The sequence below is a fragment of the Rhizobium sp. BK376 genome, from assembly GCF_004341625.1.
In the GTDB taxonomy this organism is placed as follows: domain Bacteria; phylum Pseudomonadota; class Alphaproteobacteria; order Rhizobiales; family Rhizobiaceae; genus Rhizobium.
In genome coordinates, this window is the sequence record NZ_SLZG01000005.1 from 249,142 (window position 1) to 271,215 (window position 22,074).

Sequence of the window (22,074 nt, forward strand, 5' to 3'; positions counted from 1 at the left end):
ACATGAACAAATCCTATACCGGCGGCTGCGCTTGCGGCGCGGTCCGCTACGAGATCTCAGCCGAACCGGCCGTCATGGTCGACTGTCAGTGCCGGCAATGTCAGCGTGACAGCGGCACCGGACACCAATCACACCTGACTTTCGTGGCGGCCGAGGTGAAACTTGAGGGAGAAGCATCGCATTGGCAGACCGTCGGCGATGGCGGAACCATCAAGCGGCGCGGCTTCTGCCCGACATGCGGTTCGTCCGTCTACATGACATTTCCCGATATGCCGGATGTTTTCATCGTAACGCCGGCAAGCCTTGATGACCCCAGTCGCTATAAGCCACAGCTGGTGTCCTGGACCGCAGCCGGACATGCCTGGGATCATCTCGATCCGGCAATCCCGAAATTCGACAGGATGCCAACGGCGACGTGAAAGAAATGTCCTGGTTTGGCGTGATGGATGGGGACGGAACAGCAACTGTTCCGTCCCCTGTTTTGCTGGACCCCAAAGAAAGTTGGCACTCTCGCGTCATTTTTTTGGTCGGTCTCAGATCCCAGGGAGTTCAGTTCGGCCTCAGTCCTGCTTTGCGAAGTCCGTCGATCCAGTGGTATCGTTCGGACGCACTGCCATAGGGATAGGCTGCCGACTTTGCCAATGTCCACTCTGGCTCAATGGCGCTGAAATCCTTCATGATCGTTTTCGCCTCGTCCAACAACGCCGTGTCCGGGTTCGCATCGTCCAGGGTCGCGAGCTGGGCTTTGCTTGCAGCCAATATCAGACGGACATCGTTAGGCTTTTTTTCGCTGGCGATTTGTTCGATCTCGTCTATTGCCTCCTGGTAGCGCGCCGCCTGGTAATAGGCCCTGGCCAAGATCCAGTGAAACCACCAGGCGTGCCCGGGAAAGCGCTTCTTGGCATCGAGAACAAGCTGAATTGCCCGCTTTGGATCGCCGTAATAGATCAAGGCTTCCGCCATATCTGCGTCCAGTTCGGCGGTGTTTTTGTCGAGAAATTCAGGATTGCTGATAAGGGCCCTGGCGGCCTCGTATTCCTGAAAAGCCTTGGGGAAGTCGTTCTGATGCCAAGTCACCATCGCGCGATACCATAGGGCCCTGAAGTCGTTGAACCAGCTTTTGTTTGCATCCTTGCTGAGTTCGACGGCCTTATCGGCCAGTCGGGCGGCCTCTTCAAGTGAATCGGAGTATCGGTCCCAGTCGTTCTCGCAGTCTCGCAGCAAGGCGTAGGCCTGTTCGGCGTAAGCGAGCATGAAATCGGAATCCTCATCGATTGCTGCCCGGAAGAGTCGTTTTGCCTCTCTGTTTCCTTCCAGAGTGAGCGGTTGTCGCCTCGCGAGGCGGTTAGTTACCCTGGCTTGTTCGGTAGTCATTTTTACCCCCTTTGTTTGTACTCCTGGTCAATTGTGAAGCGACCCACTCTCCGCCGGGGCGATCGAATTTTCCGCCAACATGACAGAGCTTTCGGGTGCGTTCGGCTCTACTCCTCCTTCAACCCGGCTTTCCGTAAACCATCCAGCCAGTGCTGCCTGTCACTGTCCTTTACATAGAAATAAGCGGCTGACTTCGCGATCGACCAGTCTGGATCAACCTTGCTGAACTCGGCCATGATTGCCCGAGCCGCCGGTATATCCCCGAGCTGCGCCTTGCTGGCGGCGGTGATCAAGCGAACATCGTTCGGTGGGGAGTTTATCCTGGCTATGGCGTCGATAGCCGCCTGATATTGGCCAGCCATATACCTGGCCTTGCCTTCGTTCCAATCGTACCAGAAAGGATAAAACGGGTTGCGGTTCTTGGCGGCTTCGATCTGTTCTATCGCCCTTTTGGGCTCGCCACCGTAGATCAGCGCCTCCGCCATGTCGGCAGCGAGGTCCGGATCATTGGGGTTTATTCGACGGGCGGTTTCGTATTCCCGGAAACTCTTGTCGAAATCGCCCTTGTTCCAGGCGACAATTGCCAGGTACCAGTGGCTGCTAAAATCATCGCTCAATTCCAGGGCTTTGTTCGCAAGCTCTTCGGCCTTTTGGAGGGCGGCTGCGCCATCGCCCCAGCCGCTCTGATAGGCCCGGACTTCCACGTAAGACAGTTCGGCATAGGCGGACGAATAGTTCGGGTCGAGCGCGATCGCCTTTTCAAAGAGCTGGCGGGCCTCTTCATTTCCCTCGGGCGTGACTTTGGTGGGATCGGCCCAAATCGCCTTGCCCTTCAGATAATAGTCATAGGCGCTCATGTTCTCGGTCGGCTTCTGGTTTGAGCGCTTCTCTTCGGCCGCCGTCACCTTTACCGCGAGCGCAGTCACGATGTTGCTGGTGATATCCTCTTGTACTGTGAACGTGTCTCCAAGCATCTCGTCGTAGCGGTTTGCCCATACGTGATAACCGGTCTCGGCATCGATAAGCTGGGCATTGATCCGCAACCGCTGGGGGGTCTTTTGAACCGTGCCTTCGAGCAGATAGCGGACGCTCAGCGCTTTCCCGATGTCCTGAACCTTTGTCGGCTTGTCCTTGAATGTTGACGCCGAGTTATAGGCGATGACCAAGAGACCGGAGAATTTGGAAAGATCACTGGTGATATCGTTGGTGATGCCATCGCTGAAATAATCTTGCCGCGGGTCATCACTGACATTGTCAAGCGGCAACACGGCTATCGAAGGCTGCGCAGCGACGAGGGGCTGCGGTGTGTTTTCTCCTTTGCCCACTATCTCGGGCTTGTATTTCCACCAGAGAGGTGCAGCAATCGATGCCAGAAGAACCATTGCTGCTGCAGCGAGTCCCCAGGCGGCAACGCGCCTGCGAGAGTGGCCCGGACTTATGCCTTTGAGCGAGTAAACATGGACCGGAACGGGGATATTCTTCAGTCTCTTTGAGCCAAGGTCCTGAAAGCCTAAGTCGGGTAAGTGTTTCACCTGCTCGTAAAGACTGCTCGAGACGCAAATTCCGCCCGGCTCGGACAATCCCTCCAGCCGTGCTGCTACATTCACCGCGTCGCCGAGCAGATTGTCCTGTTCGACAACAACATCCCCCAGATTGAGGCCTACGCGGAAAAGCATCCGCCAGTCTTCGGAAAATTTCTCATCCAGTCGCATAATATGGTGTTGAATTTCCACGGCGCAGCGCATGGCCTCGACAGGGCTGTGAAATGCTGCGATCACGCTATCGCCAGCGCCGCCAAACACGCGGCCGTTATGTGCCTGAACGCGTTCCTGGATAATTGTGGCGCAATCCTTGAACAGCGCGAGTGCGGCCTCCTCATCCTTCGCGACGAGGCGGCTGTACCCGACAGCGTCAGCTGCTAAAATCGTTACAAGGGTGCGCTGCAGCATCGTATCTTCCCCTATGCTAATATACCATAAATTTGAGGGGCGTGACCAACTGACGGCTCTAAAAAATGAGGTCCAAATCTCCGATATGCCGTGCATCTTGGAAATAAAGGAGAGCCGTTCAAAAACTATCTAGCTGCACGTGCCGATGCAGAAACTACAACCTCTTCGATCAGCGAGTGGTAAGACAGACCGACCATTCGGGCGATGAGCGGGAGATCTGAATCCTTGGGATGCATGCCGGCGAGTGGATTGGCTTCGATGAAATTGACGTCACCGGCATTGTCACAGCGCACATCGACACGACCTCCATCGCGCCCGCCGAGACACTTCCATGCCCTAAGCGCCAGTTCCTCGGCAGATTTGCTCACCGTGTCGTTCACCAGCCGCGGAGCAACCCTGTCATCGAAATATTTCTTGTTGTCGTAAGAGTATATTTCAGGCTCAGGCCCGTCCTTGAGGAGTATTTCCATTGTCCCAAGCACCCGGGCGGCCATTCCCGTTCCCAAAATGCCCACCGTGAATTCACGGCCGGGCAAATAGACCTCTGCAAGCACCGGCTGTCTGTATCGGGCAAGCAACCGCTCGCATCCCACTTCCAATTCTCCGCAATCGTGGATTTTCGATGCCCCGGAGATGCCCTTGCTGGTGCCCTCGGCAATGGGTTTTATGAACAAAGGAAACGGCAGAGCGACATTTGCAACATCGGCAAGGATCTCTACGACAGCAAAATCGGTCGTCCGGATACCGTTGTCGCGAACAACCCGTTTTGCGGTCGCCTTGTGCAAGGTGACGGCAAGGGTGAGCGGATCGGAAAACATGTAGGGAATCTCATAGGCATCCAGCAGGGCTGGTGCCAGCGCCTGGCGGCCGAAACCGTACATTCCCTCGGCGCTGTTAAAAACGAGGTCCCATCGATCGCCTTTACTCAGGCGCATTGCCAGCGCTTTCGCCGTACCGATGCGTTCCGTCGAGTGACCAAGTGTGTGTAACGCCGATTCAATTGCCTCGATCGTCTCCAGCCTGTCAAATTCGGCAATCTCTTCCTCGGTGTAGCCTTCCCTTGCGTAGTCTTCCCGGAGATCGAATGTAATGCCAATTTTCATCGCTTGGACCGCCTTCGCAATCTCACAATCTTCAGCGCGTCTTTCAGTCTACCATCTAACGGTCTTTCGAACATAAGAGTGTATGAAGTTACCACGTAGATGCGCTGCTACTCTCGCGCGATCCTGCTCCTGGCAGATGCCTGCCAAGCACCGGATGCGGCCATGGATGTTCGGGCACGCCGTTATGAAGCTTGCTAGGAGTACGTCAGGGTTGTATATAAATAATCGCTTTATTAGCTCTGCGAGCCGGTTTTCTTGGTTATTTTTGGGAGGGATTCTGACCACAAGCCTTTGGTCAGAATTATATTCGCGCTGGCAGCTCTCTCAACGGATAGGACGACTTCGACAGCATTTATCCTTCGCTAATGCGCTTCAATAGCTTCGACGAGATAGGCCCTGGCATCTACCAGGTTCCACGCGTCGGTATGAGATTGTGAAAGCCAATCAAGAGAGGGGAATAAGTCATGAAAAGACGCGAATTCCTTACCTGCGGAGCGACAGGTGTAGCAGCCTTGTCTGCCCAAACAGTGTTTGCTCAATCGCCGCCGGCGCCGGGTCAGCCGCTCGCGCCAACCGATATCGCCTCAGCCGCGGCGCGATATCGGGCCCAGTTCGCGAAGGAGTTTGAGCCGGACTATATCGAGAATGTCATTGTTCCCTACTTCCTTGTGAGCGTCTACCACGGTGAGCAACCAATGCTTCCGATGATCGGCGTCGAACTCACAAAAGAGAATGCCTTGCCAAACGACCTGTGGGGGCTTCTGAGCGAAAATTGGCGGCCCGCCCCTGAGGATGGAGTAACCGTATTTCTCCAGGGTCTTGAAAAGCGCGGTCCCGATAACCGCCGCAAGCGCATATACATGAGCGCAGTAACCCCCGATCTCTATGACGCCAACTACCGTGAAAAGGTTGAGCATTTTTTTGACGAGCTGATGTCCGAGGCCAATATGGGCAAGCCGCTAATGCGGCCCTATCTCAGTGGATACTGGGATATTTATTGGGATCTCCATCTCGGCGTGAAAGGCGACGACATTCCCGACCGCGTCCGCGAGATTGGTGAAAGCTTCAACACCGTTCTGGCCTATCGTGACCCGACGCAGAGGATCGTCCACGACAACTACATGATCGTCCGCTCTCATCTGGACTTTCTCAAATCCTGGATCGATGAAAAAATCACGGTGATCAAGGAAGGAAAAATGCCGGGCGGCGAAAAAACCTTCGTCTGGTTCTGGATCAAGAATGCCGGGGATGGCGAGTACTTTAGCCCGAAGGACGTTGTATTCGAGTGCTTCCATAACTTCGTTGCATTCAGCCAGTGGGGCAACACGCTCTACAACATCATGCAGACACTCGGCCGGGATACCGGCGACCCGGTTGCCAAGGACTGGTTCCGGAAGACGATGCAGGGTGATTTCGACAATGCCGACGGCGCTCCATTCACACCATTAGAGCGGTTTACGATGGAGCTGTTCCGTACGATATCCCCGAACGGGGGAAGCATATCCGCGTTGACCGAGACGCAAACGCCGCCCTTCGAGCGGTTCGGCTACATTGTCAGCCCACACACCTCTACAAGCCACAACCCTGTCCTTTGGAAAAACCCGAAGGTTTTTGATCCCTCGCGCTACGAAAAGGCACCCACCAGCCACGATGCGGACGAGGCCAAGGCGCTGTCGATGGGCTTTGCCAAGTGTCCATTCGACCCGACATCCTTCGACCTTCAGGACGGGCGCAAGGGCGCGATGCACAACAGTGCCTTCGGCACCGTCTTCGGCGTTGTCGATGGCAAGCCCCTTCCCGTTTGCGACTACGCAGGTTTTGCGCCATTCGGGTTCGGGTATCGTCGCTGTCCGGGGGAGCAGCTGACCATTCAAGTCTTCGAAACCTTCCTGCGCAAAACATGGAAGGATAAGTTAGAGTTCGTGAAACTCGATATCGTCAATCCGGTGCCATTGCCCATTGGGCCAACCACGGTAATTGGCGACGATATGGGCTTTGTGCGCGCATGAGCCGGGATTGTCGCCGAGCCGGTGCTTTTGCACAAAGCTGAGGCCTGGTCGGCGCCGATCTTGGGCGTAGCATCCCTAATGCGGAGAGCAATCGGCGTTAGTCATCGGCTGCACCGGGCGGCGAAGATATCCATCGCTGAAGGTTCTGCAGACTCCATAGGGGCCGGGGCATTTGCTGATCTCGTTGGTCGCCGATACAACGCGCGAGAACCATTACTCTGCTGCGATAGTTCCTCTAAGCTGCCACGATGCAAAGTTCGGGCCTCTGGCCTGCAACGAGTCAAGATATCTCACGTCATACAGCGAGGCGACGAATAACACCGCACAGCCACCGGCTATCAAAGTGCTCCTCGCGACTTCCCGAAATTTCGACATGTCGATTACTCTATGTTTCGAAAGGCGCGTGTAATTTCACCACCGCTCATGGATCGGTTTCGTTCCCGCGCAATCATAAGGGCCAATGTACAGGTCGAATGGCTACAAATTCATAAATAAGTCTGATCGGCAGGCATCGGCGGTTCACATCCTTTCAATCCGATTACCGCCAAGCAAACGGATTGATTGCGTTGAGCCTGCATGTTTCGATGAGCGAAGTAACGGACGCCCAGTTTGCGGCTTCGCCGTTGTGCCCGGCAAAAAGAGAAACTCCCAGCACCCTCTTAGGTGGAGGGGTTGAAAGAGTATTCTTGCAAATATTGTGGGCATTATGATGCCATAGGTTGTCGTCACCGATGATGGTTTAAAGTTCCTAAAGACCGCGGAATCGCCGACGGCCTTTCACCGCAAATTGGCACGCGGTTGCGCGAATTCGATACAACTTCGACCATATCAACGCTGGCATCCCTAGTTGCGTTCGTCCAAGGAGATATAGTCATGAGGTAGATGCTTCTTGTGCTGATCATTTTGACCGCGGTCCCAACCGTGGTTTCCGCGGAGGTTCCGTGCAACCCTGCACGGACCGGTTGTCGATAGACCCCAGCGATCTGGGGCAAAAGATGGAAGACGTCGCGGCCTTGTTCTTCGGGGCAATCATAATCATGTTCTTCTCATACGAGCGCTTCAATCGCGTGACATATGATGGCGGCCCGCAGTTGAAACGGCTCATCACCATACTGTCACCCGACAGGCTACGAGCGCGCCGCGTCGTGGTGAATGCCTATCTGTTCTATGCGCTGGCACTTGAGGTCATTTATTTCTTCCTGTGTATTTATGCGAAGCCGCTGCCCGCCCTCGGGGGGCCAAATCTGTTGTCCGCGGAGGTCGGCGCTAGCAAGCTCCCGACCGACTCCTCCGAGACGGCGAACAGTCTTGTCAACGGTTTCGACCAGGCGACGGACCTTTGGGTCCGTACATTATCGACCTCTGACGCCGCCTTGGCGGCCAATCCCGGGGCGGCACCGCACTGGACAAGTCGTCCCGCCAACAGGATCTTCGCTGGAAAAATTAGAGGAAGTTCTCGGCCACCACGCGATGCCCGGGCAAATTCGTTCTTACACATTGGTGAGCGTAGGGTGGACAGGCAGGTGTGACGGTGTTGGTCCTGCTCCTCTGGAGCCTGTTCCTTGGCGGTTATCAATACGAATTGCAGTTCAACGCGGCGGGCGACGTATACTGGAGGTCGCTGAACTATATATTTGATGGGTCCATCAGTCTCTTCATCCCTGTCCTGTTGGCTCTTGCGCTGCGCGCTGCGGGCCTCCAATCACGAAGCTGGTACGGCAAAAAAGCGCATTGGACCATGCGCCTGCCGCAGATGGTTCTTGTTTTTCTTGTCTCCTGGGGGGTGGCGTCGCTTTTTCGAATTGGGATTGCTGGTCATAGGAGTGCTGGATGCCAAGCTCGCCGCGGGCTCGAGGCCCGGTGCAGCGCGTGCGAGCTGGGGTCAAATGCCCGGCGGATCTCTCCAGTACCGGCAACGGGGATTATGAGCCATACGCGGTCGTTCTGTCGTCAAAGCACATTCCTGCTTTTCCGGAGAGGTTTACTCTGGCCCTTTATGGGATGTTCGAAGACGGCACTATAGAGAGACTTTTCAAAGGGCATTTTCCCGACGAGACGCAGAAATCGCAATATCTCACGATCCTCTTTGCCATCAATAGCATTCCGGCCGGCGTTCCACCTCCTATCAAAAGTCCCTCGGATGGCTCGAACTAACCGGGCTTTGTGCACAAGCCGCAAAAGGCGCCAAGCCTCAATCTCAGTTTCCACGTTACGAAAGAACAATTCAACGAAATAGATTCGCCGTTCAAGGACCGCTTGCTGAAATATCCTCGCTTCAAAGTCGGACTAGAGACCAAGAGACGCTACCACTCGAAAGCGAAAGCAATCGTCAGTGTCTGTTATTGAATAGAGCGTTGATTGACGATGTCCTCGGATAACAAAATGGTTCTGCAAAGACGTCGGTCGCCTTTTGACAGTTTTGCGGTGCCGTCAATTTTCGCCGCGGCGTCGGCCGTCTGAACTGGTGGTCTGATGACAGATTCGCCGAAAGTGCTTTCTGGATACACGCGTAAGGCTGTTCCGGTCCAAGGGTCGAACAAATCCTTTCGGAGCTTCGAACGCACCGCACGTCGCGTGACCCGTCGATCCCGGAGCCCCAAGCTATCTCCGGCAGCGCCCAATAACGCGCGGCCGGAGATCTAAACTGCGACCTGCTTTTAATTGCCGCCGAGATTGACCGTCCCCTTGCGGATGATCACGTTGCCGTAGAAGAGCGTTTCACCCGTGGAGATCACCGCAAAGGCTTCCTTGGTGCGTTCGTAAAAGGCGAAGCGTTCGATGCGCGTCAGTCTGACCGGTTGCCCGGGCAAGGCATCGAGCGCCTCCTGGATTGCGACATGTGCCGGAACAATCGTGTCCGGCTCGCCGATCACTTCCATGCCAATCACCGGATCAGGCTCCGATTCATCGACCGGCATGACGGAAAGGACGGCCTTCAGCATGCGGGGCAGATCCGCGGCCTCCATGCGGATGAGGCGTTTTGCGACAGTCTGGGCTGGAAAGCTGCCGTCGGCGATGACGATTTCGTCGCCATGGCCCATTGCGCGCAGTGCGTAGAGAATGTCGGCATTCAGGATCGGGTCGATACCTATCAGCATTATTCGTCCTCAGGTCAGGTCGTGAAGGTCTTTGGTGATCGCAGGGCCGATCTCGAATTCCGAGAAATGGACGGTCAGTCCACTGCGCTCCGGTGTGCAGGCGGTCGGGCCTACATCGTAACGATCAGCGACGGGGAAGGGTGCAAGCCGCAGCAGTGGCCAGAAGCTGCCGTTGCGCGAAGCCTGGATGCGCATCGCGCCCTTGGCAAGCGTGATGCGAATATAGAAATCCTCAAGCTCCTTGAAGGGCTGCGAGACGGACCAGTCGGAGGTGCCATCGGTAATGACGGTGCTGAGGAACAACTCGCCATCGGTAAATTCAACGCCTGTCTTGACCCAGCGCTTCTCGTCGATGCGCACCATGAGCCCGGCCTGGTCGTAAAGCGTGCGGAACTCGCCCCTGATGCGAATTTTCGCAGTGAAGCCGTCGGCGGTGGGAAATCCGAGGAAATGGCCCGTGTCACGCGTAAAGCCATAATAGGTTTGCCGCCAGAAATCGGTCTTCTCGTCGGTCGTCATCGTAAGACCAGAAGTAGAAGCGTCCCAGTTCGTCGGGGTATTCAGCCATTTGCCGTCTTTGAAATTGATGCTCATTTCGAAATTCCGTCCGTTGAAAGATGATAGGCGTCGATTGCATTGCGTTCGAAGAAACGGTCACTGATATCCGGCGCGACGGTATTCAAGCGCGAGGCGATCGCCTTGACGTCAGAATAGGAGGCCGCAAGCGTCGAGACCGGCCAGTCGGAACCGAAGATCAGCCTGTTGGGGCCAAAGCATTCGAAGGCAATCTTGATGTATGGGTCGAAATCGGTTGGTACTGCGCCGTTCCAGTCGGCTTCGGTGACGAGGCCCGAGACCTTGCACCAGACGTTGCCGCATCCTGCAAGTTCCCTGAACGCACTCTCCCAGGCGGCTAAGAAGCCGGCTGCAATTGGCGGCTTGGCCATGTGATCCAGTACGAAGCGTCCAGTCGGAAAGCGGCGCACGAGGTCGGTCGCGGCGGGCAGCTCACGCGTTCGCACCAGCAGATCGAAGCTCAGTCCCGCCTGCAAAACGGCGCTGACGCCATGATGGACAGCGGGCCGCCGGAGCCAATCGGCATCCGGTTCGTCGTGGACATTGTGGCGGATGCCCACGAGGCGCGGTCCACCGGGAAGCGTCCGCAGTGCCGCGATTTGCGCAGCGACATCATCAGCCTGGAGATCAACCCAGCCGACGACGCCGGCAACGAAGCTATGTGCATGGGCTATCGCCAGGAAGTCGCGCGTTTCGTCGAGATCGTGGCGACATTGCACGAGAATGGTCGCATCCACGCCTGATCCGGCCATGAGCGGCAGGAGGTCGGCGGGACCGAAATTGCGCCGCAACGGTAGCATCCCGTCGCCTTCCATCCAGGGATACGTTCCGGAGGTCAAATCCCAGAAATGCTGATGCGCGTCGATCACCCGGTTCACCATCTCGCGGCTCATGCGGTCGGCGCATCGGCAGCAATCAGGCCCTCTGCCTTCAACTCCTGCCAGAGAGCCGCTGGGATGGGCTGACGGAACCGGGCGACGTTCTCCCGTATCTCTTCGGGGCTGCGGGCGCCGGTGAGGATGCTGGAAACGGCCGGATGGGCCAGCGGAAACTGGATGGCAGCGGCTTTCAGCGGCACGTCGTGGCGAAGGCAGACCGTCTCCAGCCGGTGTGCGCGCTCGATCAAGGCCTGGTCGGCATCCTGATAGTTGAATTTCGCGCCGGCCCGCGGGTCGGCGAGAAGACCGCTATTATAGACCCCGCCGATGATAACGGAGATGTTCTTTTCGACGCAGAGCGGCAGGAAATCCGAAAGCGCTCCCTGTTCCAGCAGTGTGTAGCGGCCGGCAAGCAAAAAGCAGTCGAAATTTCCGTTGCGGGCAAATTCGGCGAGCATTTCGCTCTGGTTCATACCCGCGCCTACCGCGCCGATGGTCCCGTCGCTCCGAAGCCGGTCGAGCGCTTTGTAAGCGCCGTCGATCGCTTCGGCATAATGGTTGTCCGGATCGTGGATATGCAGCACGTCGATGCGATCGGTATCGAGGCGCTTTAGGCTTTCCTCGACGGAGGTCATCACACCATCATAGCTGAAATCAAAGACAGGCCGCTCGGGCGGAGTTCCCTTGTAGTACGCGTCTTCCCCTTCGGGTGTCTCCGGCAGACGGAGCAGGCGTCCGACCTTGGTGCAGAGAACATAGTCCTGACGAGGCTTGGTTTTCAGGAAGGCGCCGAGCCGCTGCTCGGCCATGCCGTTGCCATATTGCGGGGCGGTGTCGAAGAAACGTACGCCGAGTTCCCAGGCTGTCTCCATCGTCTTTTCGGCGACCGTTTCGCTGGTTGCCGAATAGAGACCACCAATTGCGGTCGTGCCAAAGCCCAGTATCGTCGCCGACAGGTCTGTAGCGCCAAGGCGGCGTTTCTCAAATTTTTCTTCCATGAAAATTCCATCCCGAAAAGTGCCGAAAACCAGGCTGCTTTTTAATTTTCATTCTCTTTCCGTTCTGTCAATAAATTTCTTTTGAGAAAATTTGCTTGCGTATCTGCAAAATTTTTGTCAGCTTCCGAATATCGGTTTCGAACATAGAAGTTCTCAAGCATGACCACCGACTTTTCCAAGGGCGCCGCATTTTGTGAGGGGAAATTCGTCCCGATCGCTGAAGCGGCAATTTCCGTTCTGGATTGGGGATTCACCCGGTCGGACGTGACCTATGATGTTGTCCATGTTCGCGATGGCGGGTTCTTTCGGCTGCAGGATCATCTGGACCGGTTCGAGCGCTCGCTGACCAGCCTGCGTCTCTCACCTCAGCATTTGATGGTCGAAATTGGCGAGATTGCCATGCGCTGTGTGGCTCTATCCGGCCTCCGTGATTCCTATGTCGCCATGATCTGCACCCGGGGGAAGCCCCGCATTTTCGGTTCGCGGCGGCCGCAGGACTGTGACAATAAATTGATCGTCTACGCGATCCCATGGATCGACGTGATCCCGCTCGACGTGCAGGAGAGGGGCGCGCATCTCCATATTGCGTCTATCCCCCGCATCGCTCCGGCTTCGATCGATCCGACGATCAAGAACTATCATTGGGGCGATCTCACCCGCGGCCTCTTCGAAGCCCATGATGCGGGCGCGGATACCGCGGTTCTGCTGGACGCCGAGGGCTTCGTAACAGAGGGGCCTGGATTCAACGTTTTCATCGTCAAGGACGGCGAGGCCCTGACGCCGGACCGTGGTGCCCTGGAAGGCATCACCCGTCGCTCCGTGCTCGAACTTTGCGGATTGCTGGGCATTCCTGCCCGCATCGCGCCTCTAAGGAGAGAGGATCTGGAATCGGCAGACGAAATGTTCTGCACGACGACAGCGGGCGGCGTCATGCCCGTATCGAGGATCGGCGACCATATCATGGGCAACGACAGGCCAGGTGCGGTCAGTCTCAGGCTCAAGTCGTCTTACTGGGAAAAACATAAGGCCGGCTGGCACCGCACGCCGGTCGACTATTCAATTTAAACAACCACGTTCTAAGGGGAACGACAATGAAAAGACGTGAATTTCTGACCGCTTCAGCAGCGGTTGCTGTCGGTACGCTTGCGGCTCCGGCGCTCGTGCGTCCGGCGCGCGCGGCCGGCAAGGAGCTGCGTATGTTGACCTGGGAGGGTTATGCCGACGATCAGTGGGTGAAGGCTTTCGAGGAAAAGACGGGCGCAACCGTCAGCGTCAGCTATACGGGCAGCGTCGATGAAATCTTTGCAAAAATGACAGCCTCCGAAGGCGCGGATTTCGACGTGATCGCGATAGAGACGTCATCCTACAAGCGCCTGACAGAGGAGAAGCTGATCCAGCCGCTGGATAGCGCCAAGCTGCCCAACATCAAGAACCTCGCCGGCGCCTTCAAGCGTGTTTCGGCCATCGTTTTCGACGGCAAGACCTATGCCACGCCCTTCGCATGGGGCTCGATCCCACTGATCTATAGTGCCGACACTTTCCAGACGCCTCCAGATAGCTGGGAAGTGCTTTGGGATGAGAAATACAAGGGCCGCATCATCGTCATGGACGACGCCAACAATGCGATCGTGACGGCGGCGCTGACACTTGGCATCCGCAATCCTTTCAATCTCACCGATGAGCAGTTCGATCAGGTGAAGAAGAAGCTCCTGGCGCAGAAGGCGAACGTTGCCAGCTACTATGCCGGTTTCGATGACGGCGTCAGTATCTTCGCCCAGGGCGGCATCGACCTGATGATGTCGATGGGCGAGCCGCAGGCACCGATGCTCAAGAAGCAGGGCGCCAATGTCGGCCTCGTCATTCCGAAGGAAGGCGCAATCGGCTGGATCGACTGCTGGGCAATCAGCGCTAAGGCGCGTGATCTCGACCTCGCGCACGCCTGGATCGACGCTATGCTTGAGCCCGCCGTCGGGACCTATATCAGCACGAAGACAGGTTACGGCAACACGACGAACCAGGCAGTCAATATCGACGCCGGCCTAACCTATGCCGACAAGCTGGTCTTCTTGCAGGCGCCCGAAGACTTTGCCAAGCGCATCGAGCTTTGGAACGAGATTAAGGCTACTCCGGTACAATAATGGTTGCGTTGGTTTCAGATAGTTCGGATTTGGCCGCCGGGAGACAGAACGTCATCCAGCTCGTTCGGGTGACCAAATCCTATAAGGCCGTCGACGTGCTGAAGCCCGTCGATCTCGATATCCGGGATGGTGAGTTTCTCACCATCCTCGGTCCTTCCGGCTCGGGCAAGACGACGATCCTGCGCATGATCGGCGGTTTCACACCGCCGACGTCAGGCAGGATATTGCTGCGCGGCGCTGACATCGCGCAGGTCCCGATCTATAAGCGGCCGTTCAATACCGTCTTCCAGGACTATGCGTTGTTTCCTCATATGACGGTTGCCCGGAATGTCGGCTACGGCTTGCGCATCCGAAAGACGCCGCCCGGCGAAATCAAGCGGCGGGTAGAGGCGGTTTTGGAAACGGTCAATCTCGCCGACAAGGCGGGTCGCTATCCGGCGGAGCTGTCCGGCGGTCAGCGGCAGAGGGTGGCGCTTGCACGCGCCATCGTCTGCGAGCCACAGGTGATCCTGCTGGACGAGCCGCTTGCGGCGCTCGATGCGGAACTTCGCCGCTCGATGCAGGAGTTCCTCAAGGATCTGCAGCGGCGCATCCGCACGACCTTCGTGTTCATCACGCACGATCAGGAAGAAGCCATCTCGATGTCGGACCGCATTGCGGTCATGGACCATGGCAACCTGGTGCAGGTCGGCACGCCCCAGGAGATCTATTACCAGCCGAAGAGTGAGTTCGTTGCGAAATTCTTCGGCGAGAACAATATCCTGCCGGCATCCGCCGGCCGCCACGTCCCCATGATCGAGAGCCCGCTCGGCAAGCATACGGCCTCTTCCGGTCAGCAGGGCGACCTGCTTCTGGCGATCCGTCCCGAGAGCTTTCGCCTTCATGACGGCAACAATTTGCGTGACGACGAACGCATGGCGAAAGCGCGGCTGGACTCCGTCACCTTCCTTGGCGCGACCACGCAGCTCTCGCTGTCTGTGGGCGCCGGCAGCGAACATCGGATCAAGGTGCGGATACCGACGGCGCTGTCGGTCCGCAATCTCGTGGCGGGAAGCGATGTTATGCTCAGATGGTCTGAGACCGATGTCAGCTTCCTATCGAAAGGGTGACGCCATGAGCATCGCGACAGCCCCCTCCGATATCGCAATCGAGCAGGCAGCCTCAAAGCCATCCCGCAGCCTCGGCAAACTCGTCGCGAGTGTGCTGGTTTACGGCCTGCCGACCGTGATGATCCTGTTGCCGCTCGTGTCCTTCCTTGCCTCCAGTTTTCTCGAGCAGGACAATGGCAAGCTGACGGGCGCACTGACTTTCGCCAACTATGCCGCCTTCTTCACGAGCGGGAGCTATCTCTACGTCTTCTTCGGCACGCTGAAGCTCGCCTTCGTCGTGGCGCTGATATCGCTCGTCTTCGGCTATATACTTTCGTACCTGATCTGGCGTCTGGACGGCTCCGTTCGCTACTTGCTTTTGCTCTTGAGCGCGCTTCCGCTGGTCATGAACTATGTCGTCAAGATCTATGCGATGCGCAGCATCCTCGGCTTCAATGGCTTCCTGAACTCCATACTGCTGTCCCTCGGCATTATCGACGTGCCCAGCAAGCTCTTCATATTCAACCAGACAGCGGTGATGATGACGATGGCAGTGATCTATCTGCCCTTCGGCATCCTGCCGATCTTTTTGGCGTTGGAGCGAATTCCGCAATCTCTGATCGCCGCGGCCGCGGATCTCGGTGCAAAGCCCGGGCAGATATTCCTGACGGTCGTCCTGCCGCTCAGCCTGCCCGGCTCGATTGCCGCGGCGCTCTTTGTCATGGTGATTGCTCTCGGCGATTATCTCACGCCTCAGATGGTCGGCGGCAGCGAAGGATTCACCTTCGGTCGCGCCGTCTGGAGCCAGTTCGGCATGGCCTTCAACTGGCCCTTCGGCGCGGCTCTCGCCGTTATGCTGCTGATTGCCGTCGTCGCGCTGATTGCGCTTGCATCTCTCATTTCACGCACCGCGAGGATCAAATGACCTTGCTCGAACGAATCACCATCACCCTGCTCTGGATAATAGGTGGCATCACCTTTGCGGTGCTCTATGCACCGGCGGCTATCGTCATCCTGCTTTCCTTCGTGGGTATCAAAGACCGCAAGCTGGACTGGTCGGACTTCAGCCTGCAATGGTACGGCAAATTCGCAAGCAATAGTCAGTTGATCGACGCTCTGTCCAATTCGCTGATCGTCGGCGTCTGCGCCGTTTTGATTGCCAGCGCGATTTCGCTCGGTCTCGCATACTACATGAAGACCGGCGCGCGCAGTGGTCGTTCCTATGTCGAATTCGTGATCTTCCTGCCTTTCGTCCTGCCTGCGATCATCACCGGCATCTCGCTGCTGGTTGCCTTCCGCGAGATCGGCATCGAACGCAGCCTGGTCACTGTCACCGCCGGCCACGTCGTTCTGATTCTGGCGGTGATCTACAGGATGGTCACGATCAGGCTCGACGCGATGGAAAATTCGCAGATCGAAGCCTCCCTCGATCTTGGGGCGAACGGCTGGGAAACCTTTGTATATGTTGTGTTTCCGCAGTTGCGCTCAGCCCTGGTCACCAGTTCCCTACTTGCTTTTGCCCTCTCCTTCGACGAAACATTGGTAACGTTTTTTCTCGTCGGAGGGGAAACAACACTCCCCATGCGGCTTTGGGCAATGATGCGAACTGGCTTCACCCCGGAAATCAATGCGCTTGTTTCCGTTGTGCTTTGTGTGACGTTTCTGTTTGCGGCTCTAGGCGCTATGTCTCTGCGCAAGAGCATCGAGCGGAAATCATGACTTCTGCAAGAGGCACCGGCAAGATTGGAAAACACGGCAAGACATGAATGAAAAAGTAAAAAACCTCGGAAAGCTACTGAAGGATCGTCGAGCCTACCATGGTTGGACGCTTGCTGAAGTCAGCTCTATGACGGGCATAGCCACCTCCACCCTGTCCAAAGTCGAGAACGGACATATCTCACCGAATTTCGATACGATCCTCAAGCTGTCGCATGGGCTTGGTGTCGAAATCGGCGATCTGCTGAACTCGTCGCCGAATGAGCCGACGCCGCCCCTTGTCGTCGCGCGCCGCAGCATCAATCGCAATCTCGAAGGACAGCAGCTCGACCGGCAGTACTATCGTTACAGTTACCTGTCTTCCGACGTCGCCCATAAACGCATTATCCCGATTCATATCGAGGTGCGCGCGCTGACGCCGGAGCAGATGGGGCCGCTGACTGCCCATGTCGGCGAGGAGTTCATTCTCGTCCTCAGCGGCAGAATCCGCCTCTTCAGCGAGTATTATGAGCCGACCGATCTCGAACAGGGCGACAGCGTCTATCTCGATAGCACCATGAAGCACGGCTACATGTCGCTTGAGGCGCCGAGCAGTTCTATCATGGTCTGCTGCTCCAGCGCCACGCCGAACCTTGCGCAGACGCTTCGAGAGGTGATCAAGGAGCAGATCATCTCCGAGCAGCAGGCGAAAGGGAAGGGCAGCTAAACGGTCCGATTCAGTCGAGCACATAGGATATCGGTGTAACATCTGACATGGCGAGATAGGCCTGTAGGCGTTCCTTGGCCTTGATGCTGGATTGTTCGAGGTGGGATGTCAGGGCCTGTTGGGCGAGCGGGTAGTTGTACGCGGCGACCGCGTCCATGATCGCCAGGTGTTCGTCCATAAAGGCATCGATCGGCAAAGTGCCCCGGACAGCGCGTTGGATGTGTTTTCCGGCAACAAGCACGCATCGCGTGCGCTTTAGGGCTTCGAGAATCTCGGGGTTGGCGCTGTATTGCAGCGTGGCGACGTGAAGGTCCTCTTCAAGCGTGTCGAGTTCGGCGCTCGCTACCGCCGGAAAATGTTCCGATGCCGCAACCAGACGCTTTCGCATCGTGCTTAAGGCTTCCGCAGGAATGCGTAGCATGGCGGTTCTGAGCGCTGCCGGCTCGAGGAGCATGCGGACCTCGTAGAGATCGTGAAAACGATCCTCGCTGAGGGGATTGATCCACCAGCGGGACTTCTCGTCGCGCGTAACGATGCCGTTTTTTACGGCGTGATTGAGGATGTCGCCGGCAACGGTGCGACCGACATTGTAATGGCGGGCCAAAGCGAGTTCGTTGATGCGAAAGCTGCCGAAGACGGCGCGCAGGATGACGGTATTTTCGAAGTCGTAGTAGAAATTCTGCCAGGCGAACGTCTTGGGGCTCGTTATGGTTTCGTCTTCCAGCTTCAGCATGTCAGGCGTTATCTTGAGGCGCTGCGGCTCGCCCGTCTTGCCCGCGAGCACGCCACGTCCGTCGAAACGACGCACGAGGCCCTCGGCTTCCAGCGTCGCCAGCGCTTGCTTCACGGGCGAGCGGCTCGAATCGAAGAGCGCCGCGATCGGTCCCTCGAGAAGGACCGTGCCTTCCGGAAGGCTCCGCGACGTCACAGCCTTGCGCAGCGTGTCGGCGATGGCTTCGTAGGCGAGTGTTCGGTGCGCCATTTCGTCCTTTCCCGTCTCAGGTCACCGCACCTATTTGCCAAGGAACAAATTCGAGGTCACCATAATTGTATCCCTCGCTCAGTGTCCGCTCCCCGGAGGCGACGGCAATGATTCTCTCGAAAATGCGCTCGCCCGCCAGCTGGATGCTGTCGCTGCCGTCGACGATACCGCCACAATTGATATCCATGTCCTCGCTCATGTGCTCGTACATCTCGTTGTTTGTCGCAACCTTGATGCAGGGCGCAGGCTTAAAGCCGGAGACGGAACCGCGGCCGGTGGTGAAGACGACGAGGTTGCAGCCGCCGGCGACTTGCCCTGTGACGGCGACGGGATCGTAGCCTGGCGTATCCATGAAGACGAAACCGGGTTCGGTGATGGGTTCTGCATATTCGTAGACTTCCATCAGCGGCATTGAACCGCCCTTGGCAACCGCGCCAAGCGACTTTTCGAGGATGGTCGTGAGGCCGCCTTCCTTGTTGCCGTGCGAGGGATTGTTATTCAGCTCAGCACCATTTTTTGCCGTGTAATCGCGCCACCAATCGATGCGCGTCATCAGCTTTTCGGCGATGGCAGGCGTGGCGGCGCGCCGTGTCAGAAGGTGCTCGGCGCCATAGATTTCAGGGGTCTCACTGAGAACGGCCGTACCGCCGCTCTTCACCACGAGATCGGCGGCATAGCCGAGCGCCGGGTTGGCGGTAATTCCGGAATAGCCATCAGAGCCGCCACATTGCAGCGCGACCTTGAGACCGGACAATGGCTGCTCGGTCCGCTTCACGGCATCGATTTCCGGCAGAAGCTCCTGGATGATCGAAACGGCTTCCTCGATCGTCTTTCTCGTCCCGCCCATGCGCTGGATGGTCATCGTGCGCAAGAGAGGGCCTTCCTCCAGTTCGAAGGCTTTGACCAGATGACTGATCTGGTTCGTCTCGCATCCGAGCCCGATCATCAGGATGGCCGCGAAATTCGGGTTGCGGGCATAGCCGTTCAGCGTGCGCCGCAGATAGGCGTAGCCTTCGGTGTTGGTCGGGATGGCGCAACCGGTGCCATGCGTCAGCGCGACGACGCCGTCGACATTGGCATAGTTGCCGAAGCCGTTGATCTTGAAGTAGTCGGCAACCGCCCTGGCGACGGTGGCAGAGCAGTTCACCGAAGTGATGATGCCGACGTAATTGCGGGTGCCCACGAGGCCCGAGGGGCGCAGATAGCCTTTGAAGCTTCGTCTTTCGCTCTCGGGAAGAAGCGGCGTCGGCCGACCGTCGGCGGCGAATTCGTGCGAGACGGCGCTGTCGAGCATCGCAAGGTTCTGCAGATGAACATGCTCACCGGGAGCGATGTCGCGGCTGGCGCGACCGATGACCTGCCCGTACTTAAGGACGACCTCACCTTGAGGGATCGTGCGCACGGCGATCTTGTGGCCGCTCGGGATAGCACTCAGCGCCGAGACCTCCCCGATCGCCTCGCCTGCCACGATAGGGCGCGTGGCGACGACCACGTTGTCCATGTCATGCAGGCGGATGACGGCGGGGCCGGATTGATGCTCGGGCATCGATATCTCCTGAAATTGACCATTGCGTGCAAAAATCATTCGTGATACCGCTTCAGAAGTCAAGTGCAGACTTGAGTTACACGAAAATTTGCGGGGCATTTTTAAAGATGGCGAGTGATCGACCCTATTCCGGACTCTACCCAGTGGCGCCGACACCTTTCACTGAAACGGGAGATGTCGATTTCGACGGCCAGCGCCGCGTGCTTGATTGCATGATCGACCAGGGTGTCGACGGTATCTGCATTCTGGCGAACTATTCCGAGCAGTTTCTTTTGTCCGACGAAGAACGCCTGCAGCTGACCGAGCTCAGCCTCGCTCATGTCGCAGGCCGCGTACCTGTCATGGTGACCTGCAGCCATTTCAGCACACAGATCGCCGCTGCCCGCGCCGAGCACGCCTCGAAGCACGGCGCCAAGCTCATCATGCTGATGCCGCCTTATCATGGCGCAGGCATCAAGCTCGATGAGACATCAATCCGCGAGCATTTCGCCCGGGTCGCCGATGCTGCCGGCGTTCCGATCATGATCCAGGACGCCCCCTTGAGCGGCGTTACCCTTTCAGCCGATTTCATGGCGCGCATCGCGCGCGACCTGCCGCTCGTGCGCTACTTCAAGATCGAGGTCGCGGGGACGGCCGCGAAGCTCCGCAAGCTCATCGAACTCGGCGGCGAGGCGGTCGAGGGACCGTTCGATGGCGAAGAGGCAATCACCCTGATGGCGGATCTCGATGCTGGTGCGACCGGCGTCATGTCGAGCGCAATGCTGCCCGATCTGATCCGCCCTGTGATCCAATATCATCGCGCCGGCGACCGCCAGCAGGCCGCAAATGCCTACGAGCGCATCCTGCCGCTGATCAATTATGAAAACCGGCAGTGCGGTCTTCGGGCTGCCAAGACTGTCATGATGGAGGGGGGCGTCATCAAGTCCGATCACGTCCGCCATCCGCTCGAGCCGCTTCATCCAGCAACGCGGGCTGGCCTCCTGGAACTCGCAGGCGGCGTCAATCCCCTGGCACTCTCCTGGGGCAAGTGAGGGCAGGGCAGCATGTCGATCATTGAAGAGCCCAAGATCGCTGAAATCCCCAAGGTCGTTGAAATCAGCGGCCGCACGCGCGTCCTCGGCATCCTTGCGCATCCGACCGAACACGTGAAGGCGCCTCCCGGCATCAATCGCATCGCGATGATGCGCGGCAAGGACGCGGTCATGGTGCCGCTCAATGTTGCGCCGGCCGATCTCGACGGTTTCGTCGCCAGCCTGCGTGTGCTGAAAAGCTTCGATGGCGCCATCGTCACCGTGCCGCACAAGCAGTCCATCATCCGGCTTTGCGACGAGGTGAGCCCGCAGGCGCTGGCTGTCGGCGCCGCAAATGTCGTGCGACGCGAAGCGGACGGCCGGCTCGTCGGCGACCAGCTCGATGGCATAGGTTTCGTCGAGGGCCTGCGCGGTCAGGGCATCGAGGTGCGCGGACGCTCCGTCTATCTCGTCGGGGCAGGCGGGGCGGCCAACGCCGTCGCCTTCGCGCTCGCCGAGGCTGGGATCACGAAGCTGACGCTGGCCAACCGCACGGTCGACAAGATCGAGACGCTGGCCGCCAAGCTGCGCACCGCCTATCCGGCAATCGACGTCGCAATCGGCTCTGTCGATCCGCGCGGGCACGATCTCGTCGTCAACGGTACCACTCTCGGCATGAACGTCACCGATCCCCTGCCGCTCGATGCTTCGCTGCTCGAACCGAACATGATTGTTGCCGAAGTCATCATGGAACCGGAAATCACGCCGCTGCTTCAGGCCGCCCGCGACGTCGGATGCCGCATACATCTCGGTCGCCACATGCTCGACCACCAGCTTCAGCTGATGGCCAATTTTCTCGGACTCTGAGCCTTTTTAGCCGGCTACGGCCTCACTTTTAGTTTT

Annotated in this window: 21 protein-coding genes; 12 read left to right on the top strand and 9 right to left on the bottom strand. The window is 57.7% G+C overall.

The features are described 5' to 3' along the window. Positions 1 to 2: 2 nt before the first annotated feature. Complete coding sequence (locus tag EV561_RS15660) at positions 3 to 419, top strand: GFA family protein (protein WP_132523013.1); 417 nt, start codon at positions 3 to 5, stop codon at positions 417 to 419. Between the two features lie 130 nt (positions 420 to 549). Here the strand turns inward: EV561_RS15660 and EV561_RS15665 are convergent, their stop codons facing one another. The 3 genes from EV561_RS15665 to EV561_RS15675 all read right to left on the bottom strand — a co-directional run bounded on the left by EV561_RS15665 (position 550) and on the right by EV561_RS15675 (position 4,426). Next, on the bottom strand, positions 550 to 1,374 hold the full coding sequence (locus EV561_RS15665; protein WP_132523015.1) for a tetratricopeptide repeat protein: 825 nt from the start codon (positions 1,372 to 1,374) through the stop codon (positions 550 to 552). A 107-nt stretch (positions 1,375 to 1,481) separates the two neighbouring features. Beyond that, the gene (locus EV561_RS15670) at positions 1,482 to 3,323 is read right to left on the bottom strand and encodes an adenylate/guanylate cyclase domain-containing protein (protein ID WP_165927816.1); all 1,842 of its coding nucleotides are present in this window, start codon (positions 3,321 to 3,323) and stop codon (positions 1,482 to 1,484) included. A gap of 125 nt (positions 3,324 to 3,448) precedes the next feature. Next, entirely contained in the window at positions 3,449 to 4,426 is a 978-nt protein-coding gene (locus EV561_RS15675; protein ID WP_132523019.1) for a D-alanine--D-alanine ligase, read from the bottom strand. Positions 4,427 to 4,890: 464 nt separating this feature from the next. Between EV561_RS15675 and EV561_RS15680 the strand changes: the two genes are divergently transcribed. The 3 genes from EV561_RS15680 to EV561_RS15690 all read left to right on the top strand — a co-directional run bounded on the left by EV561_RS15680 (position 4,891) and on the right by EV561_RS15690 (position 8,589). Continuing rightward, the gene (locus EV561_RS15680; protein ID WP_132523021.1) at positions 4,891 to 6,435 is read left to right on the top strand and encodes a hypothetical protein; all 1,545 of its coding nucleotides are present in this window, start codon (positions 4,891 to 4,893) and stop codon (positions 6,433 to 6,435) included. A gap of 995 nt (positions 6,436 to 7,430) precedes the next feature. Continuing rightward, complete coding sequence (locus EV561_RS15685) at positions 7,431 to 7,964, top strand: hypothetical protein (protein ID WP_132523023.1); 534 nt, start codon at positions 7,431 to 7,433, stop codon at positions 7,962 to 7,964. Positions 7,965 to 8,265: 301 nt separating this feature from the next. Then, complete coding sequence (locus tag EV561_RS15690) at positions 8,266 to 8,589, top strand: hypothetical protein (protein ID WP_132523025.1); 324 nt, start codon at positions 8,266 to 8,268, stop codon at positions 8,587 to 8,589. A 503-nt stretch (positions 8,590 to 9,092) separates the two neighbouring features. Here EV561_RS15690 and EV561_RS15695 read toward each other — a convergent pair. The 4 genes from EV561_RS15695 to EV561_RS15710 are packed head-to-tail and all read right to left on the bottom strand — an operon-like array spanning position 9,093 to position 11,985. Then, positions 9,093 to 9,533, bottom strand: coding sequence for an RbsD/FucU domain-containing protein (locus EV561_RS15695; RefSeq protein WP_132523027.1), 441 nt, complete (start codon positions 9,531 to 9,533; stop codon positions 9,093 to 9,095). Positions 9,534 to 9,542: 9 nt separating this feature from the next. Beyond that, positions 9,543 to 10,127: a DUF1349 domain-containing protein gene (locus tag EV561_RS15700; RefSeq protein WP_132523029.1), complete on the bottom strand. Its 585-nt coding sequence runs from the start codon at positions 10,125 to 10,127 to the stop codon at positions 9,543 to 9,545. Beyond that, positions 10,124 to 11,002: an amidohydrolase family protein gene (locus EV561_RS15705; RefSeq protein WP_245512682.1), complete on the bottom strand. Its 879-nt coding sequence runs from the start codon at positions 11,000 to 11,002 to the stop codon at positions 10,124 to 10,126. Before EV561_RS15705 ends, EV561_RS15700 begins: the two co-directional genes overlap by 4 nt. After that, on the bottom strand, positions 10,999 to 11,985 hold the full coding sequence (locus EV561_RS15710; RefSeq protein WP_132523031.1) for an aldo/keto reductase: 987 nt from the start codon (positions 11,983 to 11,985) through the stop codon (positions 10,999 to 11,001). The genes EV561_RS15705 and EV561_RS15710 overlap by 4 nt, the downstream gene beginning before the upstream one ends. 159 nt (positions 11,986 to 12,144) lie before the next feature. Here EV561_RS15710 and EV561_RS15715 point away from each other — a divergent pair, with 159 nt between their 5' ends. The 6 genes from EV561_RS15715 to EV561_RS15740 are packed head-to-tail and all read left to right on the top strand — an operon-like array spanning position 12,145 to position 17,633. After that, on the top strand, positions 12,145 to 13,050 hold the full coding sequence (locus EV561_RS15715; RefSeq protein ID WP_132523033.1) for an aminotransferase class IV: 906 nt from the start codon (positions 12,145 to 12,147) through the stop codon (positions 13,048 to 13,050). 26 nt (positions 13,051 to 13,076) lie between these two features. After that, positions 13,077 to 14,123: an ABC transporter substrate-binding protein gene (locus EV561_RS15720; RefSeq protein ID WP_132523035.1), complete on the top strand. Its 1,047-nt coding sequence runs from the start codon at positions 13,077 to 13,079 to the stop codon at positions 14,121 to 14,123. Positions 14,124 to 14,152: 29 nt separating this feature from the next. After that, positions 14,153 to 15,232 carry an ABC transporter ATP-binding protein gene (locus EV561_RS15725; RefSeq protein WP_245512683.1) on the top strand — a complete coding sequence of 360 codons (1,080 nt, stop codon included), beginning with the start codon at positions 14,153 to 14,155 and terminating at the stop codon, positions 15,230 to 15,232. A gap of 4 nt (positions 15,233 to 15,236) precedes the next feature. Continuing rightward, positions 15,237 to 16,136, top strand: a complete 900-nt coding sequence (locus EV561_RS15730; protein WP_132523039.1) for an ABC transporter permease — start codon at positions 15,237 to 15,239, stop codon at positions 16,134 to 16,136. Then, a complete protein-coding gene (locus EV561_RS15735) occupies positions 16,133 to 16,930 on the top strand; it encodes an ABC transporter permease (RefSeq protein ID WP_132523041.1) in 798 nt (265 codons plus the stop codon). The genes EV561_RS15730 and EV561_RS15735 overlap by 4 nt, the downstream gene beginning before the upstream one ends. Before the next feature lie 43 nt (positions 16,931 to 16,973). Continuing rightward, positions 16,974 to 17,633 carry an XRE family transcriptional regulator gene (locus EV561_RS15740; protein WP_132523043.1) on the top strand — a complete coding sequence of 220 codons (660 nt, stop codon included), beginning with the start codon at positions 16,974 to 16,976 and terminating at the stop codon, positions 17,631 to 17,633. A gap of 10 nt (positions 17,634 to 17,643) precedes the next feature. Here EV561_RS15740 and EV561_RS15745 read toward each other — a convergent pair whose 3' ends face one another. Together EV561_RS15745 and EV561_RS15750 are read right to left on the bottom strand one after the other, a co-directional pair. Then, complete coding sequence (locus EV561_RS15745) at positions 17,644 to 18,615, bottom strand: GntR family transcriptional regulator (protein ID WP_132523045.1); 972 nt, start codon at positions 18,613 to 18,615, stop codon at positions 17,644 to 17,646. A 16-nt stretch (positions 18,616 to 18,631) separates the two neighbouring features. After that, the gene (locus tag EV561_RS15750; protein ID WP_132523047.1) at positions 18,632 to 20,161 is read right to left on the bottom strand and encodes an altronate dehydratase family protein; all 1,530 of its coding nucleotides are present in this window, start codon (positions 20,159 to 20,161) and stop codon (positions 18,632 to 18,634) included. 107 nt (positions 20,162 to 20,268) lie between these two features. Between EV561_RS15750 and EV561_RS15755 the strand changes: the two genes are divergently transcribed. Both EV561_RS15755 and EV561_RS15760 read left to right on the top strand, forming a co-directional pair. After that, positions 20,269 to 21,192: a dihydrodipicolinate synthase family protein gene (locus EV561_RS15755; RefSeq protein WP_132523049.1), complete on the top strand. Its 924-nt coding sequence runs from the start codon at positions 20,269 to 20,271 to the stop codon at positions 21,190 to 21,192. 12 nt (positions 21,193 to 21,204) lie between these two features. After that, positions 21,205 to 22,038, top strand: coding sequence for a shikimate dehydrogenase (locus EV561_RS15760; RefSeq protein WP_132523051.1), 834 nt, complete (start codon positions 21,205 to 21,207; stop codon positions 22,036 to 22,038). Positions 22,039 to 22,074: the final 36 nt, after the last annotated feature.

What these genes read in the sequence shown, in the direction of transcription:
- EV561_RS15720 (WP_132523035.1), top strand. Translation starts at nt 13,077, where the DNA reads ATGAAAAGACGTGAATTTCTGACCGCTTCAGCAGCGGTTGCTGTCGGT.
- EV561_RS15755 (WP_132523049.1), top strand. Translation starts at nt 20,269, where the DNA reads ATGGCGAGTGATCGACCCTATTCCGGACTCTACCCAGTGGCGCCGACA.
- EV561_RS15665 (WP_132523015.1), bottom strand. Translation starts at nt 1,374, where the DNA reads ATGACTACCGAACAAGCCAGGGTAACTAACCGCCTCGCGAGGCGACAA.
- EV561_RS15740 (WP_132523043.1), top strand. Translation starts at nt 16,974, where the DNA reads ATGAATGAAAAAGTAAAAAACCTCGGAAAGCTACTGAAGGATCGTCGA.
- EV561_RS15670 (WP_165927816.1), bottom strand. Translation starts at nt 3,323, where the DNA reads ATGCTGCAGCGCACCCTTGTAACGATTTTAGCAGCTGACGCTGTCGGG.
- EV561_RS15660 (WP_132523013.1), top strand. Translation starts at nt 3, where the DNA reads ATGAACAAATCCTATACCGGCGGCTGCGCTTGCGGCGCGGTCCGCTAC.
- EV561_RS15695 (WP_132523027.1), bottom strand. Translation starts at nt 9,533, where the DNA reads ATGCTGATAGGTATCGACCCGATCCTGAATGCCGACATTCTCTACGCA.
- EV561_RS15750 (WP_132523047.1), bottom strand. Translation starts at nt 20,161, where the DNA reads ATGCCCGAGCATCAATCCGGCCCCGCCGTCATCCGCCTGCATGACATG.
- EV561_RS15705 (WP_245512682.1), bottom strand. Translation starts at nt 11,002, where the DNA reads ATGAGCCGCGAGATGGTGAACCGGGTGATCGACGCGCATCAGCATTTC.
- EV561_RS15685 (WP_132523023.1), top strand. Translation starts at nt 7,431, where the DNA reads ATGGAAGACGTCGCGGCCTTGTTCTTCGGGGCAATCATAATCATGTTC.
- EV561_RS15710 (WP_132523031.1), bottom strand. Translation starts at nt 11,985, where the DNA reads ATGGAAGAAAAATTTGAGAAACGCCGCCTTGGCGCTACAGACCTGTCG.
- EV561_RS15760 (WP_132523051.1), top strand. Translation starts at nt 21,205, where the DNA reads ATGTCGATCATTGAAGAGCCCAAGATCGCTGAAATCCCCAAGGTCGTT.
- EV561_RS15680 (WP_132523021.1), top strand. Translation starts at nt 4,891, where the DNA reads ATGAAAAGACGCGAATTCCTTACCTGCGGAGCGACAGGTGTAGCAGCC.
- EV561_RS15675 (WP_132523019.1), bottom strand. Translation starts at nt 4,426, where the DNA reads ATGAAAATTGGCATTACATTCGATCTCCGGGAAGACTACGCAAGGGAA.
- EV561_RS15690 (WP_132523025.1), top strand. Translation starts at nt 8,266, where the DNA reads ATGCCAAGCTCGCCGCGGGCTCGAGGCCCGGTGCAGCGCGTGCGAGCT.
- EV561_RS15730 (WP_132523039.1), top strand. Translation starts at nt 15,237, where the DNA reads ATGAGCATCGCGACAGCCCCCTCCGATATCGCAATCGAGCAGGCAGCC.
- EV561_RS15735 (WP_132523041.1), top strand. Translation starts at nt 16,133, where the DNA reads ATGACCTTGCTCGAACGAATCACCATCACCCTGCTCTGGATAATAGGT.
- EV561_RS15745 (WP_132523045.1), bottom strand. Translation starts at nt 18,615, where the DNA reads ATGGCGCACCGAACACTCGCCTACGAAGCCATCGCCGACACGCTGCGC.
- EV561_RS15715 (WP_132523033.1), top strand. Translation starts at nt 12,145, where the DNA reads ATGACCACCGACTTTTCCAAGGGCGCCGCATTTTGTGAGGGGAAATTC.
- EV561_RS15700 (WP_132523029.1), bottom strand. Translation starts at nt 10,127, where the DNA reads ATGAGCATCAATTTCAAAGACGGCAAATGGCTGAATACCCCGACGAAC.